We start from the raw sequence: 21,171 nt of genomic DNA on the forward strand, positions 1-21,171 counted from the left end.
CGGCTGGTCCTGGCAGCAGCCGGCCCGCAGAGCGATCGAACGGGACGGCGGGGCAGTGGAGTTGTGGAAGAAGGAGGTGTGGCCGCAGGTAAAAGCACAGCGGCGGCCCGCGGAGCCTGGATCGTCTTCGAGGACGAGGCCAGCCAGTCGCTGAGGCCGCCACGCGCGAGGTCCTGGGGCCGGGTCGGCCAGACTCCGGTCGTGCGCGTCCGGGGCCGCGGCTCGGGACGGGTTTCGATGGCGGGAATGACCTGTTTCCGTCGCGGAGACCGGTCGAGGCTGATCTACAGCTTCCGCGTCCACCGGGGCCGGAAGGGCGAGCCCAAGGGGTTCACCTGGCAGGACTACCGCGACCTCATCGTACGGGCGCACAACCAGCTCAAAGGCCCCATCGTCCTGGTCTGGGACAACCTGCGCACCCACCTCATGCCGCAGATGAAGGACTTCATCGCCGCGAATGAGGACTGGCTGACCGTTTTCCACTTTCCGTCCTACGCACCCGACCTCAACCCGCAGGAGGGCATCTGGTCTCTGGTGAAACGGACCATCGGCAACCTCGCCGCCGCGAACCTCGACCAGCTCGCCGCAGCCGTGAAGCGCAGCCTCAAGAAGACCCAGTACCGACCGCACCTCATCGACGGCTGCCTCATGGGCACCGGCCTGACCATAGGCGGCTAACCACGATCAAGCCGACATCACACATTCAAGTTCACTAGCGCCGCTCCAGCACACCCCTGATGAAGGCGGCCTGCCCCACGTGCTGGAGGTCGTCGGAGACCACGCTGACCAGCCGCACCCCGAGCGTGACCGGCGGGCTCCAGGAGCCGTCGATGACATGGGCGAAGTCCGCGGCCTTCAGCGTGCCGAGGTACTCGACCGTCCGGTCGTGGACGGCGTCGTGGTACTCCGCGAGAAGCTCCCCCGACACCCCGGCGACCTTCGCCACGTCCTTGGCGGACTGGCCGTAGCCGGTCGCCCGCTCCGAGAACGGCAGCGCGAACCGTTCCGACCAGTCCCGCGAGGCCCACACCTCGTCCGTCCCGGCCACGTCGGAGATGTGGTCGTCCTGGACGCGGGTGAGATGCCAGACCAGCCAGGCGATCGAGTTCGCCCCGTCGTCCAGCCGTTCGGCCAGCTCGTCGGGGGTGAGGCCGTCGACCACCTCGTGGACGGTCTCCCGGATCCGGCCGAAGGCGTCGATGAGCAGGTCACGGCTCGCGGTCATGGGCGGGCTCCCTTTCCTACGTGCTTCCTACGTCTCACGTGCTTCCTACGTCTCGCACACGTCCGCGCCGGTGTACGTCTCCGCTGCTCGCGCGTCCCGTTCAGGTTCCCCCCTCCCGCCCGGCGACGCTCCCGGAGATCAGGGCGCCAGGAATGCGGAGATCCGCTCGCGCAGCGACTTCGGATCGAGACCCTGCGCGGCCAGATGCTCCGTGAGCTGCCCGTACCGGCGCAGCTCACGGCGGGCCACCCCGAGCCCCAGCACCCGGTGCGGCCGCTCGGCCAGGGCGTCGTTCGCGGCGGCCGTGGAGGTACCGGCGAGATACGGCTCCACGATCACGACATCCGCCGCTCGCGCGTCCGCGACGGCCCGGCGCAGCGCCTCGCCGTCGAAGGGCCGGACGGTCGTCGCGTACAGCACCGTGGTGTCCAGGCCCTCGGTCGCCGTCAGTACGTTGTCCAGCATCGGCCCGACGGCGATCACCACCGCGCCGCGCCCCTCGCGCACGGTGAGGAAGTCCGAGCCGGTCACCGGGCGCGGCCGGTCGTTGCTCTGCAGCGACAGCCGGACGTACTCCCGGCCGTCCCCGGCGGCGGCGAGCCGCAGCAGCGCCTCGGCCTCGTCCGGATGGCCCGGCACATGGACGGTCCAGTCGTCGAGCGTGTCCATGAGCGCGACATCACCCGGAGCCATATGGGTGAATCCGCCCGCCGGCCAGTCGTACGATGCCCCCGCGCTCACCAGTACCCCGCCCACACCCTGATGGCCGAAGTCCAGCTTCACCTGCTCGAAGGGGCGCTCGACCAGGAAACTGGCGAAGGTGTGCACGATCGGACGCAGGCCGGTGAGGGCGATACCGCCGCCCACGCCGACCAGCAGCTGCTCGCGGATCCCGACGTTGATCACCCGGTCCGGGTGCAGACGTTCCGCCCGCTGGAAACCGTCCCGGCTGATCTCGGCGAGCACGAGCACGAGCCGCGGGTCCTCGTCGAGCAGCCGCGCGGTGGTGGAGATGAAACGGTCACGCATCGTGTCGGTATTCATGAAGTCTCCGAAGTCTCTTTCGCTGATGTCCAGGGCCGGGAGCTCTCCACGCGCACCGCTGGTCAGGACGTGGGCTCGCTGTTCAGGACTTGGGCTCGACACGGGCCACGACGGCCCGGGCCCGACCCGGGTGCGGCGCCGTGAAGGCCGCGTACATGGCCTCGTGATCGCGCCCGTCCACCGTCTCCGCCGACCAGCCCGCCGCTTCGAACCGTGAGGCGATGCCACCGGGCCAGCCGTGTGTCGCGGACGCGTTGTCGATCACCAGCGTGTGGAGCTGTTCGAGGCCCGCCGGGCCCGCGTAGGCCAGTGCCTCGTGATTGCTGCCCTCGTCGAGCTCGGCGTCGCCGACCAGCACCCACACCCGCGGCCCGGTGAGCCCCTGGGCCCGCAGCCCGAGCACACTGCCCACGGCGAGCGGCAGCCCGTGCCCGAGGGAGCCGCTGCCGATCTCGACGCCCGGCAGCAGTGTCCGGTCGGGGTGGTGGCCGAGGGGCGATTCGTACGACCCGAAGCCCGGCAGCAGCTCCTCCGGGAGGAACCCCTTCGCGGCGAGGACGGCGTAGTACGCCATCGGCCCGTGCCCCTTGGAGAGCAGGAAGCGATCGCGGCCCGGCGCGTCGACGGTCCCGGGCGACACGCGCAGCACCCTGTCGTACAGCACCCAGAGCGCGTCCAGGGTGGACGTCGCGGCGGGCCCGTGCTTCTCGTCGCCCGTCATCAGACCCAGCAGCCGGTCCAGGTCCGGCGGACCGGGCAGGTCAGGCGGACCGGGCAGGTCAGGCCGCCCCGGCACGGACGTCACAGATGTCTTCGTCATGCGGACCAGGCTGCGACCTCAAGCACGCTTGAGGTCAACCGGCCGCGACGCGATCACGGCGGCCGGCGGAAAGCGGTTCGTGACCACCGCCTCAGGTGCGGTATTGTTCTCATGTCCGTTCGGATCGGGGAAACCGCAGGTCAGACGGACATCGGGACGTGGCGCAGCTTGGTAGCGCACTTGACTGGGGGTCAAGGGGTCGCAGGTTCAAATCCTGTCGTCCCGACCAGCGTTTTCGCAGGTCGGAGGCGGTATCGGAGAAATCCGGTGCCGCCTTTCGTGTTTTCTGGGGAGCGGCTCCTCGCGGCGCAGCCCTGGCGCGCGCGGGTGTCCGCCGGCGGGCAGTCCGGCCGTCCCGGGCGAGATCTGGTCGCGCCGGCGCCGCACTGCCTTGCCGAATTCCGCCGTCGTCATACCCGGGCGGGGGCACCGGGGCGGTTTTCCGGCCAAAGTCGGGGGGTGCGCCGCAGGACAGCCGTAGTCGTGGTGACACCTCCTGAACGCGGGGCCGACGGCCCCAAGTGCCCCGAGGAGCCGCGAATGTGTCCAACTACCCTTTCCGGCAGGCTTGTTGGCTGTCTTTCGCGTCGACTCCGCAGTAACTCTTGACGCAGTGTTCACAGGGGATGAACATGCTTCGGGCAAGAGAGCGCTCCCTATGGCTGTGATCGTTCATTTCCTGAATCAGGAGAGCTTCATGCCCCTTCCCCCCACACACGGCACGACCGAAAGCACGTCCGGCCCCTCACGCCGGACCGTCCTGGCGACGATGGCCGCGGCACTTCCCGCGTCCGGCCTGCTGGCCCTCGGCTCCTCGCCCGCGTCCGCCGCCGACGCGCTGCCCGGCGGCGGTGACCTCGGACCGAACGTCCTGGTCTTCGACCCGTCGACCCCCGGCATCCAGGGCACGCTGGACGAGATCTTCCGCAAGCAGGAATCGGCGCAGTTCGACACGGGCCGCTACGCCCTGCTGTTCAAGCCGGGAACGTACAACGGTCTCAACGCCCAGATCGGCTTCTACACGTCCATCGCCGGGCTCGGCCTGAGCCCCGACGACACGTCCTTCAACGGTGACGTGACGGTCGACGCCGGCTGGTTCAACGGCAACGCGACCCAGAACTTCTGGCGCTCGGCCGAGAACCTCGCGCTCACCCCGGTCAGCGGCACCAACCGCTGGGCGGTCGCACAGGCCGCCCCCTTCCGGCGCATGCACATCAGAGGAGGGCTGAACCTCGCGCCCGACGGCTACGGCTGGGCCAGCGGCGGCTACATCGCCGACAGCCGGATCGACGGCGAGGTGGGACCGTACTCCCAGCAGCAGTGGTACACCCGTGACAGCTCGGTCGGCGGCTGGACCAACGCCGTCTGGAACATGGTCTTCTCCGGCGTCGAGGGCGCTCCCGCGCAGAGCTTCCCCGACCCGCCCTACACCACCCTGGACACCACGCCGGTCTCCCGGGAGAAACCGTTCCTCTACCTCGACGGCGCCGACTACAAGGTGTTCTGCCCCGAGAAGCGCACGAACGCGCGTGGCACCACCTGGGGCAGCGGCACGCCACGCGGCGAGTCCCTCCCGCTCAGCCAGTTCTACGTGGCCAAGCCCGACGCCGGCGCCGCGACCCTCAACGCCGCGCTCGACCAGGGGCTGCACCTCCTCCTCACCCCGGGCGTCTACCATCTCGACGCGCCCATCGAGGTGAAGAACCCGAACACCGTGGTGCTCGGGCTGGGATACGCGACCCTCATCCCCGACAACGGCGCGACCGCCGTCAAGGTCGCCGATGTCGACGGCGTACGGCTCGCCGGGTTCCTCATCGACGCGGGCACCGTCAACTCGGCCACCCTGCTGGAGGTGGGCCCGGACGGCGCGTCCGCCGACCACTCCGCCAACCCGACGACCGTCCAGGACGTCTTCGTCCGCATCGGTGGCGCCGGTCCCGGCAAGGCGACCACCAGCATCGTCGTCAACAGCAACCACGCCATCATCGACCACACCTGGGTCTGGCGCGCCGACCACGGCGCGGGCACCGGCTGGGAGACCAACCGGGCCGACTACGGCGTGATCGTCAACGGTGACAACGTCCTCGCCACCGGGCTCTTCGTCGAACACTTCAACAAGTACGACGTGCAGTGGAACGGCGAGAACGGGAAGACGATCTTCTTCCAGAACGAGAAGGCGTACGACGCCCCCGACCAGGCGTCGATCCAGAACGGCGACGTCAAGGGCTGGGCGGCCTACAAGGTCGCGGACTCCGTCACCACCCACGAGGGCTGGGGCCTGGGCAGCTACTGCAACTACACCGCGGACCCGGGGATCCGTCAGGACCACGGCTTCGAGGCGCCGGTCAAGCCCGGCGTGACGTTCCACGGTCTCCTGGTGGTCTCCCTGGGCGGTATGGGGCAGTACGAGCACGTCATCAACGGCATCGGCGCCGCCACCTCCGGCAGCGACACGGTGCCGTCGACCGTGGTCTCCTTCCCGTGACCCGTGATCGTGCGGGGAAGTGACGGAGAGCTGACGGAGAACTGACGGAGGGGCGGGCGCCGACCGGCCGGCGCCCGCCGTACCCACGGTGCCCGCCCCCGTACCCGGTCATGGCGCGCGTGGCGGGAACGGGAACGGCGGTGAGACGGCACTGAGCCACCCCGCACCAGCGGAGTGGCTTGCCCCGGGGCCGCCGCCGACAGCGGCCCCGGGGACAGTGCTGACGCGCTGGGCGTCAGATAAGCGGCGGACTGACGTACCCGGAAACGTGCCGGTAGTTGGCGGTGGCCACGGCGGGGTTGACGCGCCGGAGAAGGACGACCCTGTTGCCGTAGTTACCGTCGACCGTGTCGAGGGTGCCGTTCCGGTGGACGGCGACGACGACGCCCGCGTGGCCGGGCGACCTGCCGTCCGGGCGTCCGTAGATCACGAGGTCACCCGGCTTGGGGCCGCTCCGGTGGAACAGCCCTTCCCGGACGCCCCACTTGCCGATCGCACGCGCCGCCAGGGTGTGGGGCAGGCTCCTGACGCCCGCGCGGTGCCACGTCCACTCGGCGAAAACCGCGCTGTTGCACGAGTTGTACCCGTTCCGGGGGTACTTGGTGCGCGGGAAGTACTTGGCGCAGGCTCCGGACTTCGCCGGGTGGCTTCCCGTCCGGGTGACCTGACCACGGGCCACGTAGGTGATCTCGTTGCGCAGCGCCGAAGTCGCCGCCGCCCGGGTCCGGTGGCCGCCCCGCAGAGCCGCCCTCGTCCGGGGGCCGACGACGCCGTCGGGGGTCAGGTGGTGGGTGCGCTGGAAGTCCCTCACGTCTCGGTCGGTGACCGGACCGAAGATCCCTTCTGCCTTCAGCCGGTAGCCGAGGCTGATGAGTTGACGCTGCAGGACCTTGACCGCCTCCCCCCGGGCACCCTCCCGAAGATCACGGGGCTGCGCCACCGTCCGCTTGACGGGAGTCGTGTGCTGGGCGGGCCTGGCCGTGGCCGCGTCAGCACTCGCGCCGGCGGAGATCAGTGTGGCGCCGGCCAGAACGGCGACGGCCAGCATGCGATGGGATTGGTTCATGGAAATCAGCTCCTCGAAGACCGAGTGACTTCACGCCGTATCCGCTTCACTACTTTCCGTGTGCATGTCGCGGCCCCGAGACGGGCAGAGACCGGGAGTCAGCAAGCCGGATCGGCATCGTGGGAACCATCGTGCAGATGCTGGAGCGACGTCACCAGAGCCGCCGGGAGGGTAGGCGTCCCAGTCGCTTCCCGACGGTCGCCCGATTACTCCCGCACCTCGCTGACCTGCCGAAATGGCAGAATTTGGGATGCAGATGGGACAGCGGTGAGCGAGCGCGACATGCACAGGGATCCAGTCGGCACGGGGGAGAAGGCACCATCGGTCGAACCCAGGAGGCAGCTCGTCCTGGCCCTCATCGACAGATTCGAGGAATCCCAGCTGTCGATGGAACGCATCGAGGCGAAGCTGAAGGACAGTCTGGCCGGTCTCGGTGTCAGGGGCATCAGCAAGTCGTCCGTCAGCCGCTATCTCGACCTCAACCGCACCGAGCTGCCCGACCTCAGTGTGCTGGGCGGGCTGGCATGGATCTTCGCGGTCGGCGACGAGGAGCTGGCGCAGTGGCAGGAATGGCACCACCAGGCGAAGCTCGCCGGCGGAAGGGGCCGACATCACCGGCGCGCCGCGAGCAGGGCGGCCTCCGCCGATGTGTCCCTCCCCGGCGCGGAAGAATCCCCTCCCGGGAGCGATCGCTCTCACCCGGGCCCCGTCCTCGCCCTCGGCGACGATGAAGCGCCGGTGGGCGCTTCCCTGGCTGTCACGACGCCCGTCGCGCAGGGCCCGGAGCTTCGGACCACGGCCGGTGTCGCGCGGGTGACCGACGTGCGCGGTGACCTCGCGCGCGGCTTCCAGCTCGCCCGCACACGGAGGTGGGCGGCCTTCGCGGCCACAGCCGTACTCACCCTGGCGATCGTCACAGGCGTCATGGAGAGCGCCGGCCGCGGCCCCTTCGCCGGTCCCGGGACTCCTCCGGCTTCCCCCCGCTCCCACGACGTCATGACCGCGTCGGACACCGGATCCGCCACGGAGGTGGAGGCGGAGACGGATGCCCTGGGGGGAGACAGCCGCTGCTCACCTCCCCGTCAGGGCCCGTCAGGGGTACTGCTGCGTGCTTGTGTGCGCGTGGATGCCCGGCAGGTCCTGTTCGCGGTCAAGGTGGACAACCCCGGGACGGGTGCGGTCGACGTCACCATCAAGGTCGGCCACGGGTCCCTGGGGGCGAAGTACGCGTGCGATCCGGGGCCCGCGGTCACCCATGTGCGCGTGCCGGCGGGAGAGATCTATGTGACGGCCCCGCTCCGCTGCGCGGTGCCGCACCGGACCGCTTCGGACGTCTATCAGGCGGATGCGCTGATCGCCCCGGGAGACGGCACCGGCCGGGCGGCCCGCCAGCTCTCGCCCAAGGTCAGTGTCTACGGAGACGGAGCGGTCACGTCGTGGCGGTGCGCGGGCGACGTGCCCTGCTAGGCCCTGTCCGGTGACCTCATCCCCAGAGCGGCGGCGGCGCCGCCCGCCCGCGCCGTCAGACGCCCGGTGTACTCCGGCGTCCGCCGCGCAGGGCCCCCGACCGGTCGAGGCGGTGGAGCAGGAGGCCGCTGACCAGTATCCAGGCGGGCAGGATGATCAGGGCGCGGGTGAGGCCGTCGTGGTGGAAGTACGCCAGACCGTTCATCGCCCGTACGCCCACGCCCACCGGCAGGACGTCGGACAGGGGGCGCAACCAGCCGGGCAGGAAGTCAGGGGGGAGGCTGCCGCCCGAGGTGGCGTTGCCGACCGTCATGAACACCACGGCGGCGATGCTGGATCCGGCGACGCCGAGGCGGCGGACCAGCAGCATGGTCGAGGCGCCCACGGCCGTGGCCACCAGGGCGACCAGCATCGCGATGCCGAGGAAGGGCGCGGGCAGTGCGCCGAAACCTGAGTGGACGATCGCGGCGACCGTGAGGCCGCCCAGGGCGCCGAAGATGCCGAGGCCGGCGAGCCGCTGACCGACCGTGATCCGGGGCGCCAGCTGGTACGTCATGATCCCGAACAGGTATCCGGCCAGCACCAGGCCGAAGGTGGCGTAGAACACCACCAGCCCGCGGGTGTCGGCCGGTGACGAGGGGACGACGTCGACCGCGGTCGCGACCTGCCCGTCCTCGCGGGCGACCTCGTCGAAGGTGCTGGTGATCAAGGAGGTGACGGAGGGGCCGCGGGCGCCCGCGTAGAGCACGCGGGGCGACTCGCCGGACGCGACGTACACGCCGAAGATCTCTCCGCGTTCCAGGGCGGAGCGGGCGGAGGCCGTGTCGGGCAGCGAACGGATGTGGAAGGAGCCCGGGGACTCGGCGGACAGCTGTGCCTCCACCCGGTCCGTGGTGGCCGCTGACCCGACGACGGCGACCGGCAGGCCGTGCGGCCTGGGATCGTGGAATGCCGCGAGGTAGACGCCGATGAAGATCGCGCCGATGGCCAGGGCGAGGATGACGGGTTTGAACAGGGTCAGCGTGGTCGACGCCGCCCCGCCCGGCGGTGCGGCGCCGTTCTCGTCGGCGCTCCGGGCCGGGGGGCCTGGTGAGGTGTGGAGGGTGGAAGGCGGCTTGGCCATGTCGATCCTCGCTCTGCGAAGGCTGTCCGTCGGAGGAGAGGGGAAGCCGGTGCGCCATAGGAAACATATAGTTCGTTGCGCAACGAACTATATGTTTCCCGTTCGGCATGGTCAAAGAAGCCTGTTCAGGCCACGGGCGCCCGCCGCGCGGCTGCCAGAGCCTCGGCCACGGGCACGACATCGTCGACGGCCATCTCGATCCGTTCGTAGACCTCGGGATTGAGGATGGTGGCGCCGTCGAAATCCCCCGCGTTCAGGTAGATGCCGACCGGAGCCGTCCACGCCTGGAGAAAGGCGAACAGGGGGCGCAGCGCGTGCTCGATCACCAGGGCGTGCCGGTCGCTGCCACCGGTGGCGGCGAGCATCACCGGCTTGGCGGCGAGCGCGTACGGGTCGATGAAGTCGACGAAGTGCTTGAACAGCCCCGTGTACGAGCCCTTGAAGACCGGGGTCGCCGCGATGACGAGGTCCGCGGTCTCGACCGCGCGGATCGCCGCCTCCGCGTCCTCGCCGAGCTGCTCCCGCTCCAGCGCGCCCGTGAAGCCGGGGCCCAGGGTGTGGATCTCGATGATCCGTGTCTCGGACTGCGTCCGCGACTCGATGCTCCGGAGGATCAGCTCCACCAGCGCCTTCGTCTTCGAGGGGGCGCGGACCGTTCCGACCAGGGCGACCACGCGCAGGACGTCGCTCACGCCGTCACCCGTCCGCCCGGCTGTCCGCCACCGCTCACGCGTCCGGCCGACTCCTCGCGCGAGGCGATCTCCTTGCGCACGACCGGCGCGACGTCGCCGCCGAACCGCTCGATCGACTTCAGCATCTCCTTCTGCGGAACGTTGCCGAAGCCCATCTGGATCATCATGCGCTGGTGGCCGAACAGCTCGTACTGGTCCATGATCTTGTCGATGACCTCCTGCGTACTGCCGAGGTAGAACGCGCCGAAGCGGCTCGCCTGGGCCTCGTACGCGGCACGCGGCATCGGCACGCCCTGGCCGCGCTGGTGGTGGTTGGCCATCCAGCCCGCCTGGAAGTACGGGTGGGAGACGTCGATGGCCTCGTTGTGCGTGCCGCCGACGAAGCCCGGGGAGCTGATCGACACCTTGAGCCGCGCCGGGTCGTGCCCGGATTCCTCGGCGGTCCGCCGGTACAGCTCGACGAAGGGCGCGAACTGGCGGTAATTGCCACCGATGATGGCCAGGGACAGCGGGAGATTCAGCTTGGCGGCCCGGACGACGGACGCCGGCGTCCCGCCTACGGCCACCCAGACCGGCAGCTCGCGCTCCGGCTGCGGGGTGATGTCCGCGTTCGTCAGCGCCGGCCGCAGCGATCCCCGCCAGGTGACGGGATTCTGCTTCCGGAGGCGCAGCAGGAGGTCGAGCTTCTCGGCGAAGAGTTCGGAGTAGTTGTTCAGGTCGTACCCGAACAGCGGGAACGACTCGATGTACGACCCACGGCCCGCGATGATCTCCGCGCGGCCCCCGGATATCAGGTCCAGGGTGGCGAACTGCTGGAAGACGCGGACCGGGTCGTCCGAGCTCAGTACGGTGACGGCGCTCGACAGCTTGATGTGGCTCGTCCGCTCGGCCATCGCGGCGAGCACCACGGCCGGGCTGGAGACCGCGAAGTCGGTGCGGTGATGCTCACCGACCGCGAACACGTCCAGGCCCGCGTCGTCGGCGGCCGCCGCCTGCTCGATCAGCTCGCGCAGGCGATCGCCGGGCTTCGACGGGATGCCGCTCGTGGGGTCCGGTGTCAGTTCACCGAAGTGGTAGATGCCGAGTTCAAAGGGCACGGGAGCCTCACCTTTCAGATGATTGGTTGCACAACGAACGATATAGCCTTCGAGGGGAGACTCCCGGTGTCCGGCGGGGCGCCGCGGGTCCCGATCCCTTCCCGGAGGGGTTCGCCGGGCGCGGCAGGCGGGACGGCGTGGCCGTCCCTTCCGCGCCTCCGGGCGAAGCCAGGGCTTCGGGTGTATCGTTCGTTGACCAACGAACGACAAGTTTCCTCGGTTGTCCCGCTTCCGTCGCGTACCACCGCGCTCACGCGATCACGGACATGTTCCGGCATATCCGTACGCGCGTGGCGCTCCCTCTTCACCGGCACCCTGATTGCCAGGAGATTCCCTCATGTCGAGCACCGCACCCGCCCCGGTCCACGCCCGTCACTTCATCGACGGGGCCTGGGCCTCCTCGGCGAAGACCACCGAGTCCCGCAACCCGGCCACCGGTGAGGTGATCGGGACCTTCGCCGACGGCGGAGCGGAGGAGGCGCGGGCCGCGATCGACGCCGCACGCCGCGCCTTCACGGCGGGCTCCTGGGCCCGGGACCGCGATCTGCGGGCCCAGGCGCTGTTCGAGCTGTCCGACCGGATGGCGGAGCGGCGGGACGAGCTGATCGCGCTGCTCTCCCGCGAGAACGGAAAGCTCCTGCGCGAAGCCGCCATGGAGGTCGACCTCACCATCTCCAAGATCCGGTACTACGGAGCGCTGGCGCTGACCGAGTCCGGGCGCGCCGCCGAGGTGAAGCCGGGTCTGTACTCGATGACACTGCGCCAGCCCGCCGGGGTCGCCGGTGTCATCGCCCCGTGGAACTCGCCCGTCATCCTGTCGGTACGGTCGTTCGCGCCGGCGCTGGCGGCCGGCTGTACGGTCGTGATGAAGCTGCCCGGCCAGACCGGCCTCACCAACGGGCTGCTCTACGAGATCATCAGCGCCACGAAGAGCCTGCCCCAGGGCGTGGTCAACGGTTTCAGCGAGTCCGGCAGCGAGGGAGCGCGGCTGATCGTCTCCGATCCCGGGGTGGACGTGATCAGCTACACCGGCAGCACCAAGGTGGGGCGCAGCATCATGGCGGACGCCTCGCAGCAGCTCAAGGGGATGTCCCTGGAGCTCGGCGGCAAGACCCCGATGATCGTCTTCGACGACGCCGACCTGGACGCCGCCGTTCCCGTCCTGGCCGCCGCCGTCACCACCTTCACCGGCCAGTTCTGCATGACCGGTAGCCGCATCCTCGTCCAGCGCGGCGTCGCGGACGAGCTGCGGACGCGTCTGTCGGCAGCCCTGGAGGGCGTCCGCGTCGGTCCCGGCGACGATCCGGACAGTGACATGGGCCCCCTGATCGACCAGGCGAACGCCGAGCGGGTGGACCAGCTGGTGGCGGACGCCGCCGCCTACGCCAAGATCCTGGTCCGTGGTGGCCGGGTCCTCGAAGGGCCGCTCGCCGCAGGCGCGTTCTTCCGCCCGAGCCTCGTCGAGGTCGAGGACCTCCAGCAGCCCATCGTGCAGCAGGAGGTGTTCGGACCTGTGGCCACCTTCGAGGTCTTCGACGACGAGGCGGATGCCATCGCCCGCGCCAACGCCACCGAGTTCGGCCTGGCCGCGAGTGTCTGGACGCGCGACGTCGACCGCCCGCTGCGGGTCGGCCGTGAGCTCGAAGCCGGCACCGTATGGGCCAACACATGGGCCGTGATCGTCGATCAGATGGAGGAGGGCGGGTTCAAGCAGAGCGGCGTCGGACGCCTCAACGGCCTGCGTGCCCTGGAGGAGTTCCAGGAGATCAAGCACGTGGTGCACGCGGCGCCCCGGCTCGGCTGACCTCCGTCCCGCCCGATCCCGTCGGGCCTGGTCCACACGGAAGCGGGGCCGCCCGGAGGGGCGGCCCCGCTTCCGTGTGTGAAGGAATAGCGAAGCCGTACCGTTTGCTGAACTCGCCATGAGTGCTATCGGATTGATCGGCAGTGGAAGCATCGGCAGTACGGTCGCCCGGCTCGGCATAGCCGCCGGTCTCGACGTCGTCCTGAGTAATTCACGCGGACCGGAGACCCTGGCCGACCTGGTCGCGGAACTCGGCCCACGGGCGCGGGCCGCGACGCCCTCCGAGGCAGCGGCAGCGGGGGACTGGGTCGTGGTCACGATCCCGCTGAAGAACTACCCGCAGGTGCCTGTGGCGCCGTTGGCCGGGAAGATCGTCCTCGACACGATCAACTACTATCCCGAGCGCGACGGGCAGGTCCCGGAACTGGACGCGGAGCAGGTCACCACGAGTGAACTGCTTCAGCGGCATCTGCCGGAGTCCAAGGTCGTCAAGGTCTTCAACAACATCTTCTTCAGGCATCTGGCGGCGCTGGCGCGGCCCGCCGGGGCCCCTGACCGGTCGGCTCTGCCCATCGCCGGCGACGACCCGGGCGCGAACGCCTCCGTGGCGCACCTGCTCGATCTGCTCGGCTACGACGCGCTCGACACGGGTTCGCTCGCCGACAGCTGGCGTTTCCAGCGCGACGCCCCGGCCTATGTCCTTCCGTACGCGAAGGACCCCGAGGGGATCGGCATCTTCGACGACCACACGGGCAAGCAGGCCGAAGCCGCGACGCTCCGTGCGGCCCTGGCCGAGGCTGTCCGGCCCGGCCGCTGAGCGCCCTGGGCCGAGTGCGCGTACGGCAGGACGGCCGGGGTGCCGCGCGGTGGCCGGTAGCCCGCGCGGCACCCCGGCCGTCCTGGGAGAGAAACCCCGGGCGGCGCGTGCCGCCGTGGCCGGATGTCCCGTCAGGCCATGGACGGGGCGGTGTCCGGTCCCGCTTGCGGTGCGACCTCCACGACCCGGCCCAGCAGGCGCAGCAGCAGGGCACGGTCGTCGGCCGAGAAGGCCTCGCGTACGTCCTGTTCGATGGCGTCCGAGAGGCGGTGGGCGGAGTGGGCGCGCTCGACACCGGCGGCTGTGAGGGTGACCAGGACGACCCGCCCGTGATCGGGCGAGACACGGCGCGCGACCAGCCCCTTGGTCTCCAGGTTGCCGACGGTGCTGGTCATCGTCTGCGAGGTCACCAGCGCCTCACGTGCCAGTTGGGTGCAGGACTTCGACACGCCTCCCCTGAGGGACGCCAGCACCCTGCACTGCGGCACGGTCAGGTCGAGGCCGCGCAGCCCCTCCGCCTTACGCGCCATGATCGCCTGCTCGGCGAGTCTGATGTGAAAGCTCAGTTCGGCCTCCGGCCCGGCCTCAGTGTCGGCCCCGGCGTGACGGCTCGTCTCGTTCATCGCGTCATCAATCATCCCGCGATGAACTCTAATGCCGGGAACGGCGCTGTCCGCCCGTCGAGGGGCGGCACCCGTCATCCCGCCGCTGTCCGGCGTCCGTGGTTCCCGTCCGGGGCCCTCAGCCGTCCTGTCGGGCCGGCATCCGGACCAGGTGCACCGCCGTGCTCGCCCAGTCGCCCGGCGCCAGCTCGGGCAGGAACCCGTACTCCGTGAGCACGGTCGCGTGATGGACCGAGCCGGTGCCCGCATCGCGGTAGCGGGCCGTGGGGTCGAGCCCCGCGAGCCGGACCGGCAGTCGCGGGCTGCCGTAGCGGGGCGTCCGCCGCCAGCTGAGCAGCAGGGCCTCGCTCCGGTCGGCGGCGGTGTACTGCACCGTGGCCTGCCCGCCGTCGGCGGGGCCGCCGAGCCGGTGCAGCGTCCCGTGCTGTACGAGATGGCGCACCGCCTTGTACCGCGCCACCAGGTCGGCGCCTTCGGCGAGTTCGCCGTCCGACCAGCGGGTGAGGTCCCCTCCCAGGCCCAGCACCCCGGCCATCGCGACATGGAAACGGAAGCGCAGCGGGACGGACCGGCCGGTGTGCTGGTTCGGTACGTCGGTGACCCAGGCCGCCATGGTCCGGGCCGGGTAGACCTGGCTGTAGCCGTGCTGGATCGAGACGCGGTCGGCCGCGTCCGTGTTGTCCGAGGGCCAGGTCTGGTCGGTGCGGGACAGGATGCCCAGGTCGACCCGGCCGCCGCCACCGCCGCACGACTCGATCCGCAGGGCGGGGTGGTCGGCGCGCAGCCGGTCGATGACCTCGTAGAGGTTGCGTACGTATGCCGTCCACAGGCGGTCGGAGCCCTCCGGCCGCTCCGGCCAGCCGGCTTCGCTCCACGCGCGGTTCATGTCCCACTTGAGGAAGTCGATGCCGTGGTCGGCGACCAGCCGGGTCAGCCAGTCGTAGGCCCAGTCCGCGACGTCGCGGCGGGCGAAGTTCAGGACGAGCTGATGGCGCAGCTCGGTGCGGGTCCGCTGCGGGAAGTGGAGCACCCAGTCGGGGTGCGAGCGGTAGAGATCGCTGTCCGGGTTGACCATCTCGGGCTCCACCCAGAGGCCGAAGCGCATACCGAGCCGGTGCACCTCGCGGACCAGCGGGCCGAGTCCGTCGGGGAAGGCGTCCGGGGAGACCGTCCAGTCGCCGAGGCCGGCCCGGTCGCTGCGGCGCGCGCCGAACCAGCCGTCGTCCACGACGTAGAGCTCCACCCCGAGCGCCGCCGCCCGCGCGGCGAGCGCCATCTGTCCGGCCTCGTCGATCTCGAAGCCGGTGGCCTCCCACGAGTTGTAGAGCACCGGCCGCACCTCACCGGGGTGCGGCAGGACATGGGCCAGGGTGTAGGCGTGCCAGGCCCGGCTCGTCGCGCCGAAGCCGCCGTCGGAGTAGAGGCCGGCGTGCGGCGGGGTGCTGAACTCCTCTCCCGGCGCGAGCGGCAGGGACGTACCGTCGTGCCCGGCGCCGCCGGTGAAGCCCGCACGGCCGTCGGGGGCGCGGTGCACCGTGATGCGCCAGCTTCCGCTCCAGGCCAGGGCCGCACTCCACACCTGGCCGTGTTCCTCGCCCGCGTCGCCCGCGTCCAGCATCACCCAGGGGTTGGCGTGGTGGCTGGTGATCCCCCGGCGGCTGGTGAGGACGGTCTCGCCGTACGCCACGCGCTCCCGGTGCAGCTGGGTCTCGGAGGCCCACCGTCCCGTGACGTGACTGAGGCGGTAGTCGTCGCGGGGCGGCAGTGTCCACGCGGCGGAGTCGGCGCGCAGGAGCGCCACCGGGTCCTCGCCGGTGTTGCGCAGGACGGTCCAGCGTTCGATGACGTCGCTGTCGTCGTGGAGGCGGTAGTGGAGGGTGGCCCGCAGCGGGTAGTGGCGGTCCGTGAACTCCAGCGCCAGTTCGGTCTGTCCGGGGGCCGGCTCGCGCAGGTGATGGCCGAGGGGCCGCCACTCGAAGGCGCGGGTGCCGTCGGCGAACCGCACACGCAGCGAGGGCGGACCGTAACGGGTTCCGCCGTCGACGGGAAGCTCTTCGCCGGCCGCCGGCCTTCCTTCGAAGCTGCTGGCGGCCGGCTCCGGCGGCGCGATGAGTTCCCCGGCCTCCTCCAGGGTGAGCCGTGGGCCCCAGGCGAGGTGACAAGGCGCGCCCGTCTCGTCGACACGGAGCGCGTACGACGTGCGCGGAGTGGAGAGCAGCCAGACCCCGGTGTCCTGGGCGAAGGAGATCACAGGCGTTGATCCTCACGGTCGGGTAGCGCCAGAGAGCAGTCGGCAGCCAACCGTTCCTTCGATCAGCTGTCAACACCCCGTGCGCTTCTCGTATTTGAACGGTCGGAGCGGTTGGTGGTGTTGTTTCGAAAGGAGCTTGCTTCTTTCATTGACAGCGGAAAAGAACCCACTTACGTTTCCGGCCATGCGCTCGATCCCTCGTCACGAGACGGTTCCGGCCGCCACCCCGGCCGCCTCTCTCGTCTTCACCACCGTGCTGTCCCACGGCCCGCTCACGCGGGCGGAGATAGCCCGGCGGACCCTGCTCTCCTCGGCGGCGGTGACCAAAGCCGTACGTCCACTCGTGGCGGCCGGATACCTGGTCGAAGGAGTGGACGAGGGTGCGCGCCCCTCCCTCGGCAGGCCCGCCAACGCCCTGCGGGTCGACGGCGGGCGGGCGCTGTTCATCGGGGTCAAGGTGACCGGGGACGAGATCATCGCGGTCCTGGCCGATCTGTGCTGCCGGATCCGGGTCGCCCGGCACACGCCGCTGACCGGCCGTGATCCCGGCGCGGTGCTCGCCTCGATCGCGGCGCTGGTGCAGGAACTCCTCACGGAGGCCGACGGATTCGGCGTACGGGTACGGGGGATGGGCCTCGCCGTCTCCGGTGACGTGGACCGTACGGCCGGCGTGGTGCGCTACTCGCCGTTCCTGGACTGGCGGGACGTGCCGCTCGCCGAACTGGCCGGGACCGTCACGGGACTGCCGGTCACGGTCGACAACGACGTACGGGCCCTCACCGTCGCCGAGCAGTGGTTCGGGGCCGGGGTGGGGCTGTCCGACTTCGCGCTGGTGACGGTGGGCGCGGGCATCGGCTGCGGCCTGGTGGTGCACGGCCGGGTGGTGGCCGGCGCCCACGGCGTGGCGGGTGAGATCGGGCATCTGTCCATCGACCCGCTGGGCCCGGAATGCTATTGCGGCAACACCGGATGCGTGGAGTCGATCGCCGGTGACGCGGCCATCGTCCGGCGGGTCCGGGAGGCCACCGGACTGCCGGTCGCCGGCGCCGCGCGGGCCCTGGAGCTGGCACACCAGGGAGATGCCGGGGCCAGGGAGGCGTACACCAGGGCCGGAGAGGCGATCGGCCGCGCCATCGGGGCGGTGGCCAACATCCTGGGCCCGCAACGCGTGATCATCTCGGGCGAGGGCCTGGCGGCCTACGACCTGTTCGCCGAGCAGATCCGTGACGCGTTCGCCGCGTCCGCCTTCGGCACCGCGGCGGAGTGCGACGTACTGATACGTCCCCTGCCTTTCGAGGAGTGGGCGCGCGGAGCCGCGGCCACCGCGATCCAGTCCTTCATCGGATCAAGCACACGACTTAGGAGTAGCGATGACGCCGCAGAGCCGCACATCCTCGCTCGCCACTGAGCCCGGCCGCCGCAGGGTGGTGGGCGGGCTGTTCGGGCTCGGCGCCGCCGCGCTGGCCGCACCGGTCCTGACCGGATGCGGCGGGGGACCGTCAGCCGATCCGAAGACGGTGACCTTCGGATCGAACGGGGCCGACGCCACACCCAAGTCCGCCTATGCCGCGTTGACCAAGGCATTCGCCAAGGACAGCGGTCTCAAGGTCAGGACGAACACCGTCGACCACGACACCTTCCAGAAGGGCATCTCCAACTACCTCCAGGGCACGCCCGACGACGTCTTCACCTGGTTCGCGGGCTACCGGATGCAGTACTTCGCGAAGAAGGGCCTGTGCCACCCGCTCGACGACGTGTGGGAGAAAATAGGCTCCGGCTTCACCGACGCCGCCAAGCGGCTGTCGAAGGGTGAGGACGGAAAGTACTACTTCGTCCCGCTGTACAACTACCCGTGGGCCGTCTTCTACCGCAAGAGCCTCTTCCAGGAGCGCGGCTACCGGATCCCGCGTACCTGGGACGAGTTCACCGCCCTGGCGAAGCGGATGAAGAAGGACGGACTCTCCCCGATCGCGTCCGGGTACGGCGGCGGCGACAGCTGGACCGTACTCGGCACCTTCGACTACCTGAACCTGCGCGCCAACGGCTACGACTTCCACATGTCGTTGATGCGGGGCGAGGTCTCCTGGACCGACCGCCGGGCCACCGCCGTCTTCGACCACTGGCGGGAGCTGGCGCCCTACCACCAGCAGGGTGCGGGCGGCCGTTCATGGCAGGACGCCGCGCAGTCGCTGCTCGACAAGAAGTCGGGCATGGCCGTCATCGGCCTCTTCCTCGGCCAGCAGATCACCGATGACGCGCTCCGCGACGACATCGACTTCTTCCCCTTCCCCGAGATCGACCCGGCCCACGGCCAGGACGCCGTCGAGGCACCCACCGACGGCTTCATGCTCAGCCGCAAGCCCCGGAACCCGGACGGCTCCCGGCGCTTCCTGGAGTTCCTCGGCAGCGCGCGGGCCGAGAACCTCTACATGGGCGTCGACCCGAGCAATGTGGCCGCCCACTCCCAGGCGGACACCGGCTCCTACAACGCCCTGCAGAAGAAGTCCGCCGAGCTCATCTCCTCGGCCAAGCACCTCACCCAGTTCGGTGACCGCGACAGCGACCCGGGCTTCATCTCCACCGTCGTGCTGCCCGGGCTGACCGAGTGGCTGAGCCACCCCGACGACGGCGCGGCTCTGCTGAAGAAGATCGAGTCCCAGCGCTCACGCTTCTTCACGGCCTGACCGGGAGGGTTCCGTATGTCCTCCGCGCGCATCGCGCCGCCTCCCCGGCAGTCCGCCCGGCAGCGCCCCCGCCGTCCCCGCCGGCTCGGCCCCGGTGACCGGCTCTTCCTCACGGTCCTCATCGGCATTCCGCTGCTCGCCCTGCTGGTCTTCGTCTGGTTACCCGCGCTGGCGTCCCTCGGCCTGTCCTTCACCAGCTGGGACGGCATCGACCTGTCCGACATCCACTGGACCGGACTCGACAACTACCACCAGATCCTGACCAATTACCCGCCGTTCTGGCCGGCCGTGCGGCACAACCTGCTCTGGCTGCTCTTCACGGCGCTGCTGCCCACCCCGTTCGGCATCTTCCTCGCCTACCAGCTCGACCGGAAGATCCGGTTCACCAGGGTCTATCAGACCGCGATCTTCCTGCCGATGGTGCTCTCGCTCGCGGTGGTCGGCTTCATCTGGGAGATCATCTACAACCCCGACAGCGGTCTCCTCAACGGCCTTCTGAACGCGGCGGCGCCCGGCCGGCACATCGACTGGCTGGGTGACCCGGACCTCAACCTCTGGGCCGTCCTGGTCGCCTCCGCCTGGCGGCACACCGGCTACATCATGATCCTTTACCTGGCCGGTCTGAAGGGCTTCGACCCGGCCCTGAAGGAAGCGGCCTCCCTCGACGGAGCGAACGGACGGCAGACCTTCCTCAGGGTGGTCTTTCCCGCCCTCAAGCCGGTCAACATCATCATCCTGGTCGTCACCGTCATGGAGTCGCTGCGGGCCTTCGACATCGTCTACGTGCTCGGCGGCGGTGTCGGCAGCAAACCCGGCATGGAGCTGCTCTCGCTCCTGATCACCGACAACATCATCGGCGAGTCCAGCCATGTCGGCTACGGCTCGGCCCTCGCGGTCGTCCTGCTCCTCCTCTCGCTGGCCGCCATCGGGAGCTTCCTCTTCCAGAACTTCCGCAAGGAGGACCAGTGACCGCGACCGCGACCCCGCCGGCCGCCGGCTCACGAACCCGCCGCGCGGTCCCGGCGGGCGAAGGCCGGGCCGGCCGCCCCAGGCGCCAGACCGGCCGGCATCTCCTCCTCGGCGGGATCGCCCTGCTGTGGCTCGTCCCGCTGCTGTGGGCGGTCTACACCTCGCTCAGGCCGTACGCGGACACCAGCGCGCACGGTTACCTCTCCTGGCCGCGCGGCATCAGCCTGGAGAACTTCTCCGACGCCTGGACGCAGTCCGGGATGCCGCACTTCTTCTGGAACTCCGTCCTCATCACGGTCCCGGCGGTCCTGGGGACGCTGCTGTTCTCCGCGGCGGTGGCGTTCTTCGTCACGCGCTTCGACTTCCGCTGGAACATCGTCCTGCTGATGCTCTTCACCGCGGGCAACCTGCTCCCGGCCCAAGTGCTCATCACACCCCTGTACCGGCTGTACCTGCTGATTCCGCTGCCGGGCTGGATGAGCGACTCGTTCCTGCTCTACAACTCCGTCTGGGGCATCATCGCGATCCACATCGCGTACCAGTGCGGCTTCTGCACCTTCGTCCTCAGCAACTACATGAGGACGATCCCCCGGGAGATCACGGAAGCGGCCCTCGTCGACGGGGCCCCGGTGTGGCGGCAGTTCTTCCAGATCGTGCTGCCGCTGTGCCGCCCCGCGTTCGCGGCGCTGGCGACCCTGGAATCCATCTGGATCTACAACGACTTCTTCTGGTCGCTCGCACTGATCGAGACCGGCGACAAGCGCCCGATCACCTCGGCTCTCGCCAACCTCCAGGGCCAGTACTTCACCAATCCCAACCTCATCGCGGCCGGCGCCCTCATGACCGCGATCCCGACGCTGCTGGTGTACTTCGCGCTCCAGCGCCAGTTCATCAGCGGGCTGACCATCGGCTCGGGCAAGGGCTAGGCCACCTGAGCCCCGCCGGTCCGTACGGGCCCTCACGGCACCGTCACCCCTTTCTCCCACCCGCGTGACCCGACAACT

Annotated in this window: 19 protein-coding genes and 1 tRNA gene; 11 read left to right on the top strand and 9 right to left on the bottom strand. The window is 70.1% G+C overall.

Annotated features, from left to right (window positions below; all coding sequences use genetic code 11):
* Positions 1-34 precede the first annotated feature (34 nt).
* Positions 35-154 carry a hypothetical protein gene (locus tag ACIBAE_RS27365; protein ID WP_399290476.1) on the top strand — a complete coding sequence of 40 codons (120 nt, stop codon included), beginning with the start codon at positions 35-37 and terminating at the stop codon, positions 152-154.
* Positions 151-678 carry a transposase gene (locus ACIBAE_RS27370; protein WP_399290478.1) on the top strand — a complete coding sequence of 176 codons (528 nt, stop codon included), beginning with the start codon at positions 151-153 and terminating at the stop codon, positions 676-678. The genes ACIBAE_RS27365 and ACIBAE_RS27370 overlap by 4 nt, the downstream gene beginning before the upstream one ends.
* A gap of 34 nt (positions 679-712) precedes the next feature.
* On the opposite strand, the gene ACIBAE_RS27375 is transcribed toward ACIBAE_RS27370, so the two are convergent.
* From ACIBAE_RS27375 to ACIBAE_RS27385, 3 genes are all read right to left on the bottom strand, one after another.
* Positions 713-1,225, bottom strand: a complete 513-nt coding sequence (locus ACIBAE_RS27375; protein ID WP_399290400.1) for a DUF664 domain-containing protein — start codon at positions 1,223-1,225, stop codon at positions 713-715.
* 138 nt (positions 1,226-1,363) lie between these two features.
* Positions 1,364-2,269, bottom strand: coding sequence for a transketolase family protein (locus tag ACIBAE_RS27380; protein ID WP_399290402.1), 906 nt, complete (start codon positions 2,267-2,269; stop codon positions 1,364-1,366).
* 82 nt (positions 2,270-2,351) lie between these two features.
* Positions 2,352-3,089, bottom strand: coding sequence for a transketolase (locus ACIBAE_RS27385; RefSeq protein WP_399290404.1), 738 nt, complete (start codon positions 3,087-3,089; stop codon positions 2,352-2,354).
* 152 nt (positions 3,090-3,241) lie between these two features.
* On the opposite strand from ACIBAE_RS27385, the gene ACIBAE_RS27390 reads away from it, so the two are divergent.
* Both ACIBAE_RS27390 and ACIBAE_RS27395 read left to right on the top strand, forming a co-directional pair.
* Positions 3,242-3,318 (top strand) — tRNA-Pro (locus tag ACIBAE_RS27390).
* A 468-nt stretch (positions 3,319-3,786) separates the two neighbouring features.
* A complete protein-coding gene (locus ACIBAE_RS27395) occupies positions 3,787-5,574 on the top strand; it encodes a coagulation factor 5/8 type domain-containing protein (protein WP_399290406.1) in 1,788 nt (595 codons plus the stop codon).
* 235 nt (positions 5,575-5,809) lie between these two features.
* Here ACIBAE_RS27395 and ACIBAE_RS27400 read toward each other — a convergent pair whose 3' ends face one another.
* Positions 5,810-6,640, bottom strand: coding sequence for a peptidoglycan-binding protein (locus ACIBAE_RS27400; protein ID WP_399290408.1), 831 nt, complete (start codon positions 6,638-6,640; stop codon positions 5,810-5,812).
* Between the two features lie 282 nt (positions 6,641-6,922).
* On the opposite strand from ACIBAE_RS27400, the gene ACIBAE_RS27405 reads away from it, so the two are divergent.
* Positions 6,923-8,107 (top strand): hypothetical protein, encoded by a 1,185-nt coding sequence (locus tag ACIBAE_RS27405; RefSeq protein WP_399290410.1) that lies wholly within the window; start codon positions 6,923-6,925, stop codon positions 8,105-8,107.
* Between the two features lie 55 nt (positions 8,108-8,162).
* Here the strand turns inward: ACIBAE_RS27405 and ACIBAE_RS27410 are convergent, their stop codons facing one another.
* The 3 genes from ACIBAE_RS27410 to ACIBAE_RS27420 all read right to left on the bottom strand — a co-directional run bounded on the left by ACIBAE_RS27410 (position 8,163) and on the right by ACIBAE_RS27420 (position 11,019).
* Positions 8,163-9,230, bottom strand: a complete 1,068-nt coding sequence (locus tag ACIBAE_RS27410) for an ABC transporter permease (protein ID WP_399290412.1) — start codon at positions 9,228-9,230, stop codon at positions 8,163-8,165.
* Between the two features lie 125 nt (positions 9,231-9,355).
* The gene (gene msuE, locus ACIBAE_RS27415) at positions 9,356-9,922 is read right to left on the bottom strand and encodes an FMN reductase (protein WP_399290414.1); all 567 of its coding nucleotides are present in this window, start codon (positions 9,920-9,922) and stop codon (positions 9,356-9,358) included.
* Complete coding sequence (locus tag ACIBAE_RS27420; protein WP_399290416.1) at positions 9,919-11,019, bottom strand: LLM class flavin-dependent oxidoreductase; 1,101 nt, start codon at positions 11,017-11,019, stop codon at positions 9,919-9,921. Before ACIBAE_RS27420 ends, msuE begins: the two co-directional genes overlap by 4 nt.
* Before the next feature lie 337 nt (positions 11,020-11,356).
* Between ACIBAE_RS27420 and ACIBAE_RS27425 the strand changes: the two genes are divergently transcribed.
* Entirely contained in the window at positions 11,357-12,823 is a 1,467-nt protein-coding gene (locus tag ACIBAE_RS27425; protein ID WP_399290418.1) for an aldehyde dehydrogenase family protein, read from the top strand.
* Between the two features lie 118 nt (positions 12,824-12,941).
* Positions 12,942-13,640 (top strand): NADPH-dependent F420 reductase, encoded by a 699-nt coding sequence (locus tag ACIBAE_RS27430; RefSeq protein WP_399290420.1) that lies wholly within the window; start codon positions 12,942-12,944, stop codon positions 13,638-13,640.
* Positions 13,641-13,771: 131 nt separating this feature from the next.
* On the opposite strand, the gene ACIBAE_RS27435 is transcribed toward ACIBAE_RS27430, so the two are convergent.
* Both ACIBAE_RS27435 and ACIBAE_RS27440 read right to left on the bottom strand, forming a co-directional pair.
* Positions 13,772-14,263: a MarR family winged helix-turn-helix transcriptional regulator gene (locus ACIBAE_RS27435; RefSeq protein WP_399290422.1), complete on the bottom strand. Its 492-nt coding sequence runs from the start codon at positions 14,261-14,263 to the stop codon at positions 13,772-13,774.
* A gap of 118 nt (positions 14,264-14,381) precedes the next feature.
* Complete coding sequence (locus ACIBAE_RS27440; protein ID WP_399290424.1) at positions 14,382-16,514, bottom strand: alpha-galactosidase; 2,133 nt, start codon at positions 16,512-16,514, stop codon at positions 14,382-14,384.
* Between the two features lie 184 nt (positions 16,515-16,698).
* Between ACIBAE_RS27440 and ACIBAE_RS27445 the strand changes: the two genes are divergently transcribed.
* The 4 genes from ACIBAE_RS27445 to ACIBAE_RS27460 are packed head-to-tail and all read left to right on the top strand — an operon-like array spanning position 16,699 to position 21,093.
* Positions 16,699-17,922: an ROK family protein gene (locus tag ACIBAE_RS27445; RefSeq protein WP_399290426.1), complete on the top strand. Its 1,224-nt coding sequence runs from the start codon at positions 16,699-16,701 to the stop codon at positions 17,920-17,922.
* Entirely contained in the window at positions 17,885-19,198 is a 1,314-nt protein-coding gene (locus tag ACIBAE_RS27450) for an ABC transporter substrate-binding protein (protein ID WP_399290428.1), read from the top strand. The genes ACIBAE_RS27445 and ACIBAE_RS27450 overlap by 38 nt, the downstream gene beginning before the upstream one ends.
* 15 nt (positions 19,199-19,213) lie before the next feature.
* A complete protein-coding gene (locus ACIBAE_RS27455) occupies positions 19,214-20,167 on the top strand; it encodes a carbohydrate ABC transporter permease (protein ID WP_399290430.1) in 954 nt (317 codons plus the stop codon).
* On the top strand, positions 20,164-21,093 hold the full coding sequence (locus tag ACIBAE_RS27460; RefSeq protein ID WP_399290432.1) for a carbohydrate ABC transporter permease: 930 nt from the start codon (positions 20,164-20,166) through the stop codon (positions 21,091-21,093). The genes ACIBAE_RS27455 and ACIBAE_RS27460 overlap by 4 nt, the downstream gene beginning before the upstream one ends.
* Positions 21,094-21,171: the final 78 nt, after the last annotated feature.

The organism is Streptomyces sp. NPDC051569, assembly GCF_044454085.1.
Lineage (GTDB): Bacteria > Actinomycetota > Actinomycetes > Streptomycetales > Streptomycetaceae > Streptomyces.

Coding starts and splice junctions, on each gene's coding strand:
- ACIBAE_RS27375 (WP_399290400.1), bottom strand. CDS start 1,225: ATGACCGCGAGCCGTGACCTGCTCATCGACGCCTTCGGCCGGATCCGG.
- ACIBAE_RS27380 (WP_399290402.1), bottom strand. CDS start 2,269: ATGAATACCGACACGATGCGTGACCGTTTCATCTCCACCACCGCGCGG.
- ACIBAE_RS27385 (WP_399290404.1), bottom strand. CDS start 3,089: ATGACGAAGACATCTGTGACGTCCGTGCCGGGGCGGCCTGACCTGCCC.
- ACIBAE_RS27395 (WP_399290406.1), top strand. CDS start 3,787: ATGCCCCTTCCCCCCACACACGGCACGACCGAAAGCACGTCCGGCCCC.
- ACIBAE_RS27400 (WP_399290408.1), bottom strand. CDS start 6,640: ATGAACCAATCCCATCGCATGCTGGCCGTCGCCGTTCTGGCCGGCGCC.
- ACIBAE_RS27405 (WP_399290410.1), top strand. CDS start 6,923: ATGCACAGGGATCCAGTCGGCACGGGGGAGAAGGCACCATCGGTCGAA.
- ACIBAE_RS27410 (WP_399290412.1), bottom strand. CDS start 9,230: ATGGCCAAGCCGCCTTCCACCCTCCACACCTCACCAGGCCCCCCGGCC.
- ACIBAE_RS27425 (WP_399290418.1), top strand. CDS start 11,357: ATGTCGAGCACCGCACCCGCCCCGGTCCACGCCCGTCACTTCATCGAC.
- ACIBAE_RS27430 (WP_399290420.1), top strand. CDS start 12,942: ATGAGTGCTATCGGATTGATCGGCAGTGGAAGCATCGGCAGTACGGTC.
- ACIBAE_RS27435 (WP_399290422.1), bottom strand. CDS start 14,263: ATGAACGAGACGAGCCGTCACGCCGGGGCCGACACTGAGGCCGGGCCG.
- ACIBAE_RS27445 (WP_399290426.1), top strand. CDS start 16,699: ATGCGCTCGATCCCTCGTCACGAGACGGTTCCGGCCGCCACCCCGGCC.
- ACIBAE_RS27450 (WP_399290428.1), top strand. CDS start 17,885: ATGACGCCGCAGAGCCGCACATCCTCGCTCGCCACTGAGCCCGGCCGC.
- ACIBAE_RS27455 (WP_399290430.1), top strand. CDS start 19,214: ATGTCCTCCGCGCGCATCGCGCCGCCTCCCCGGCAGTCCGCCCGGCAG.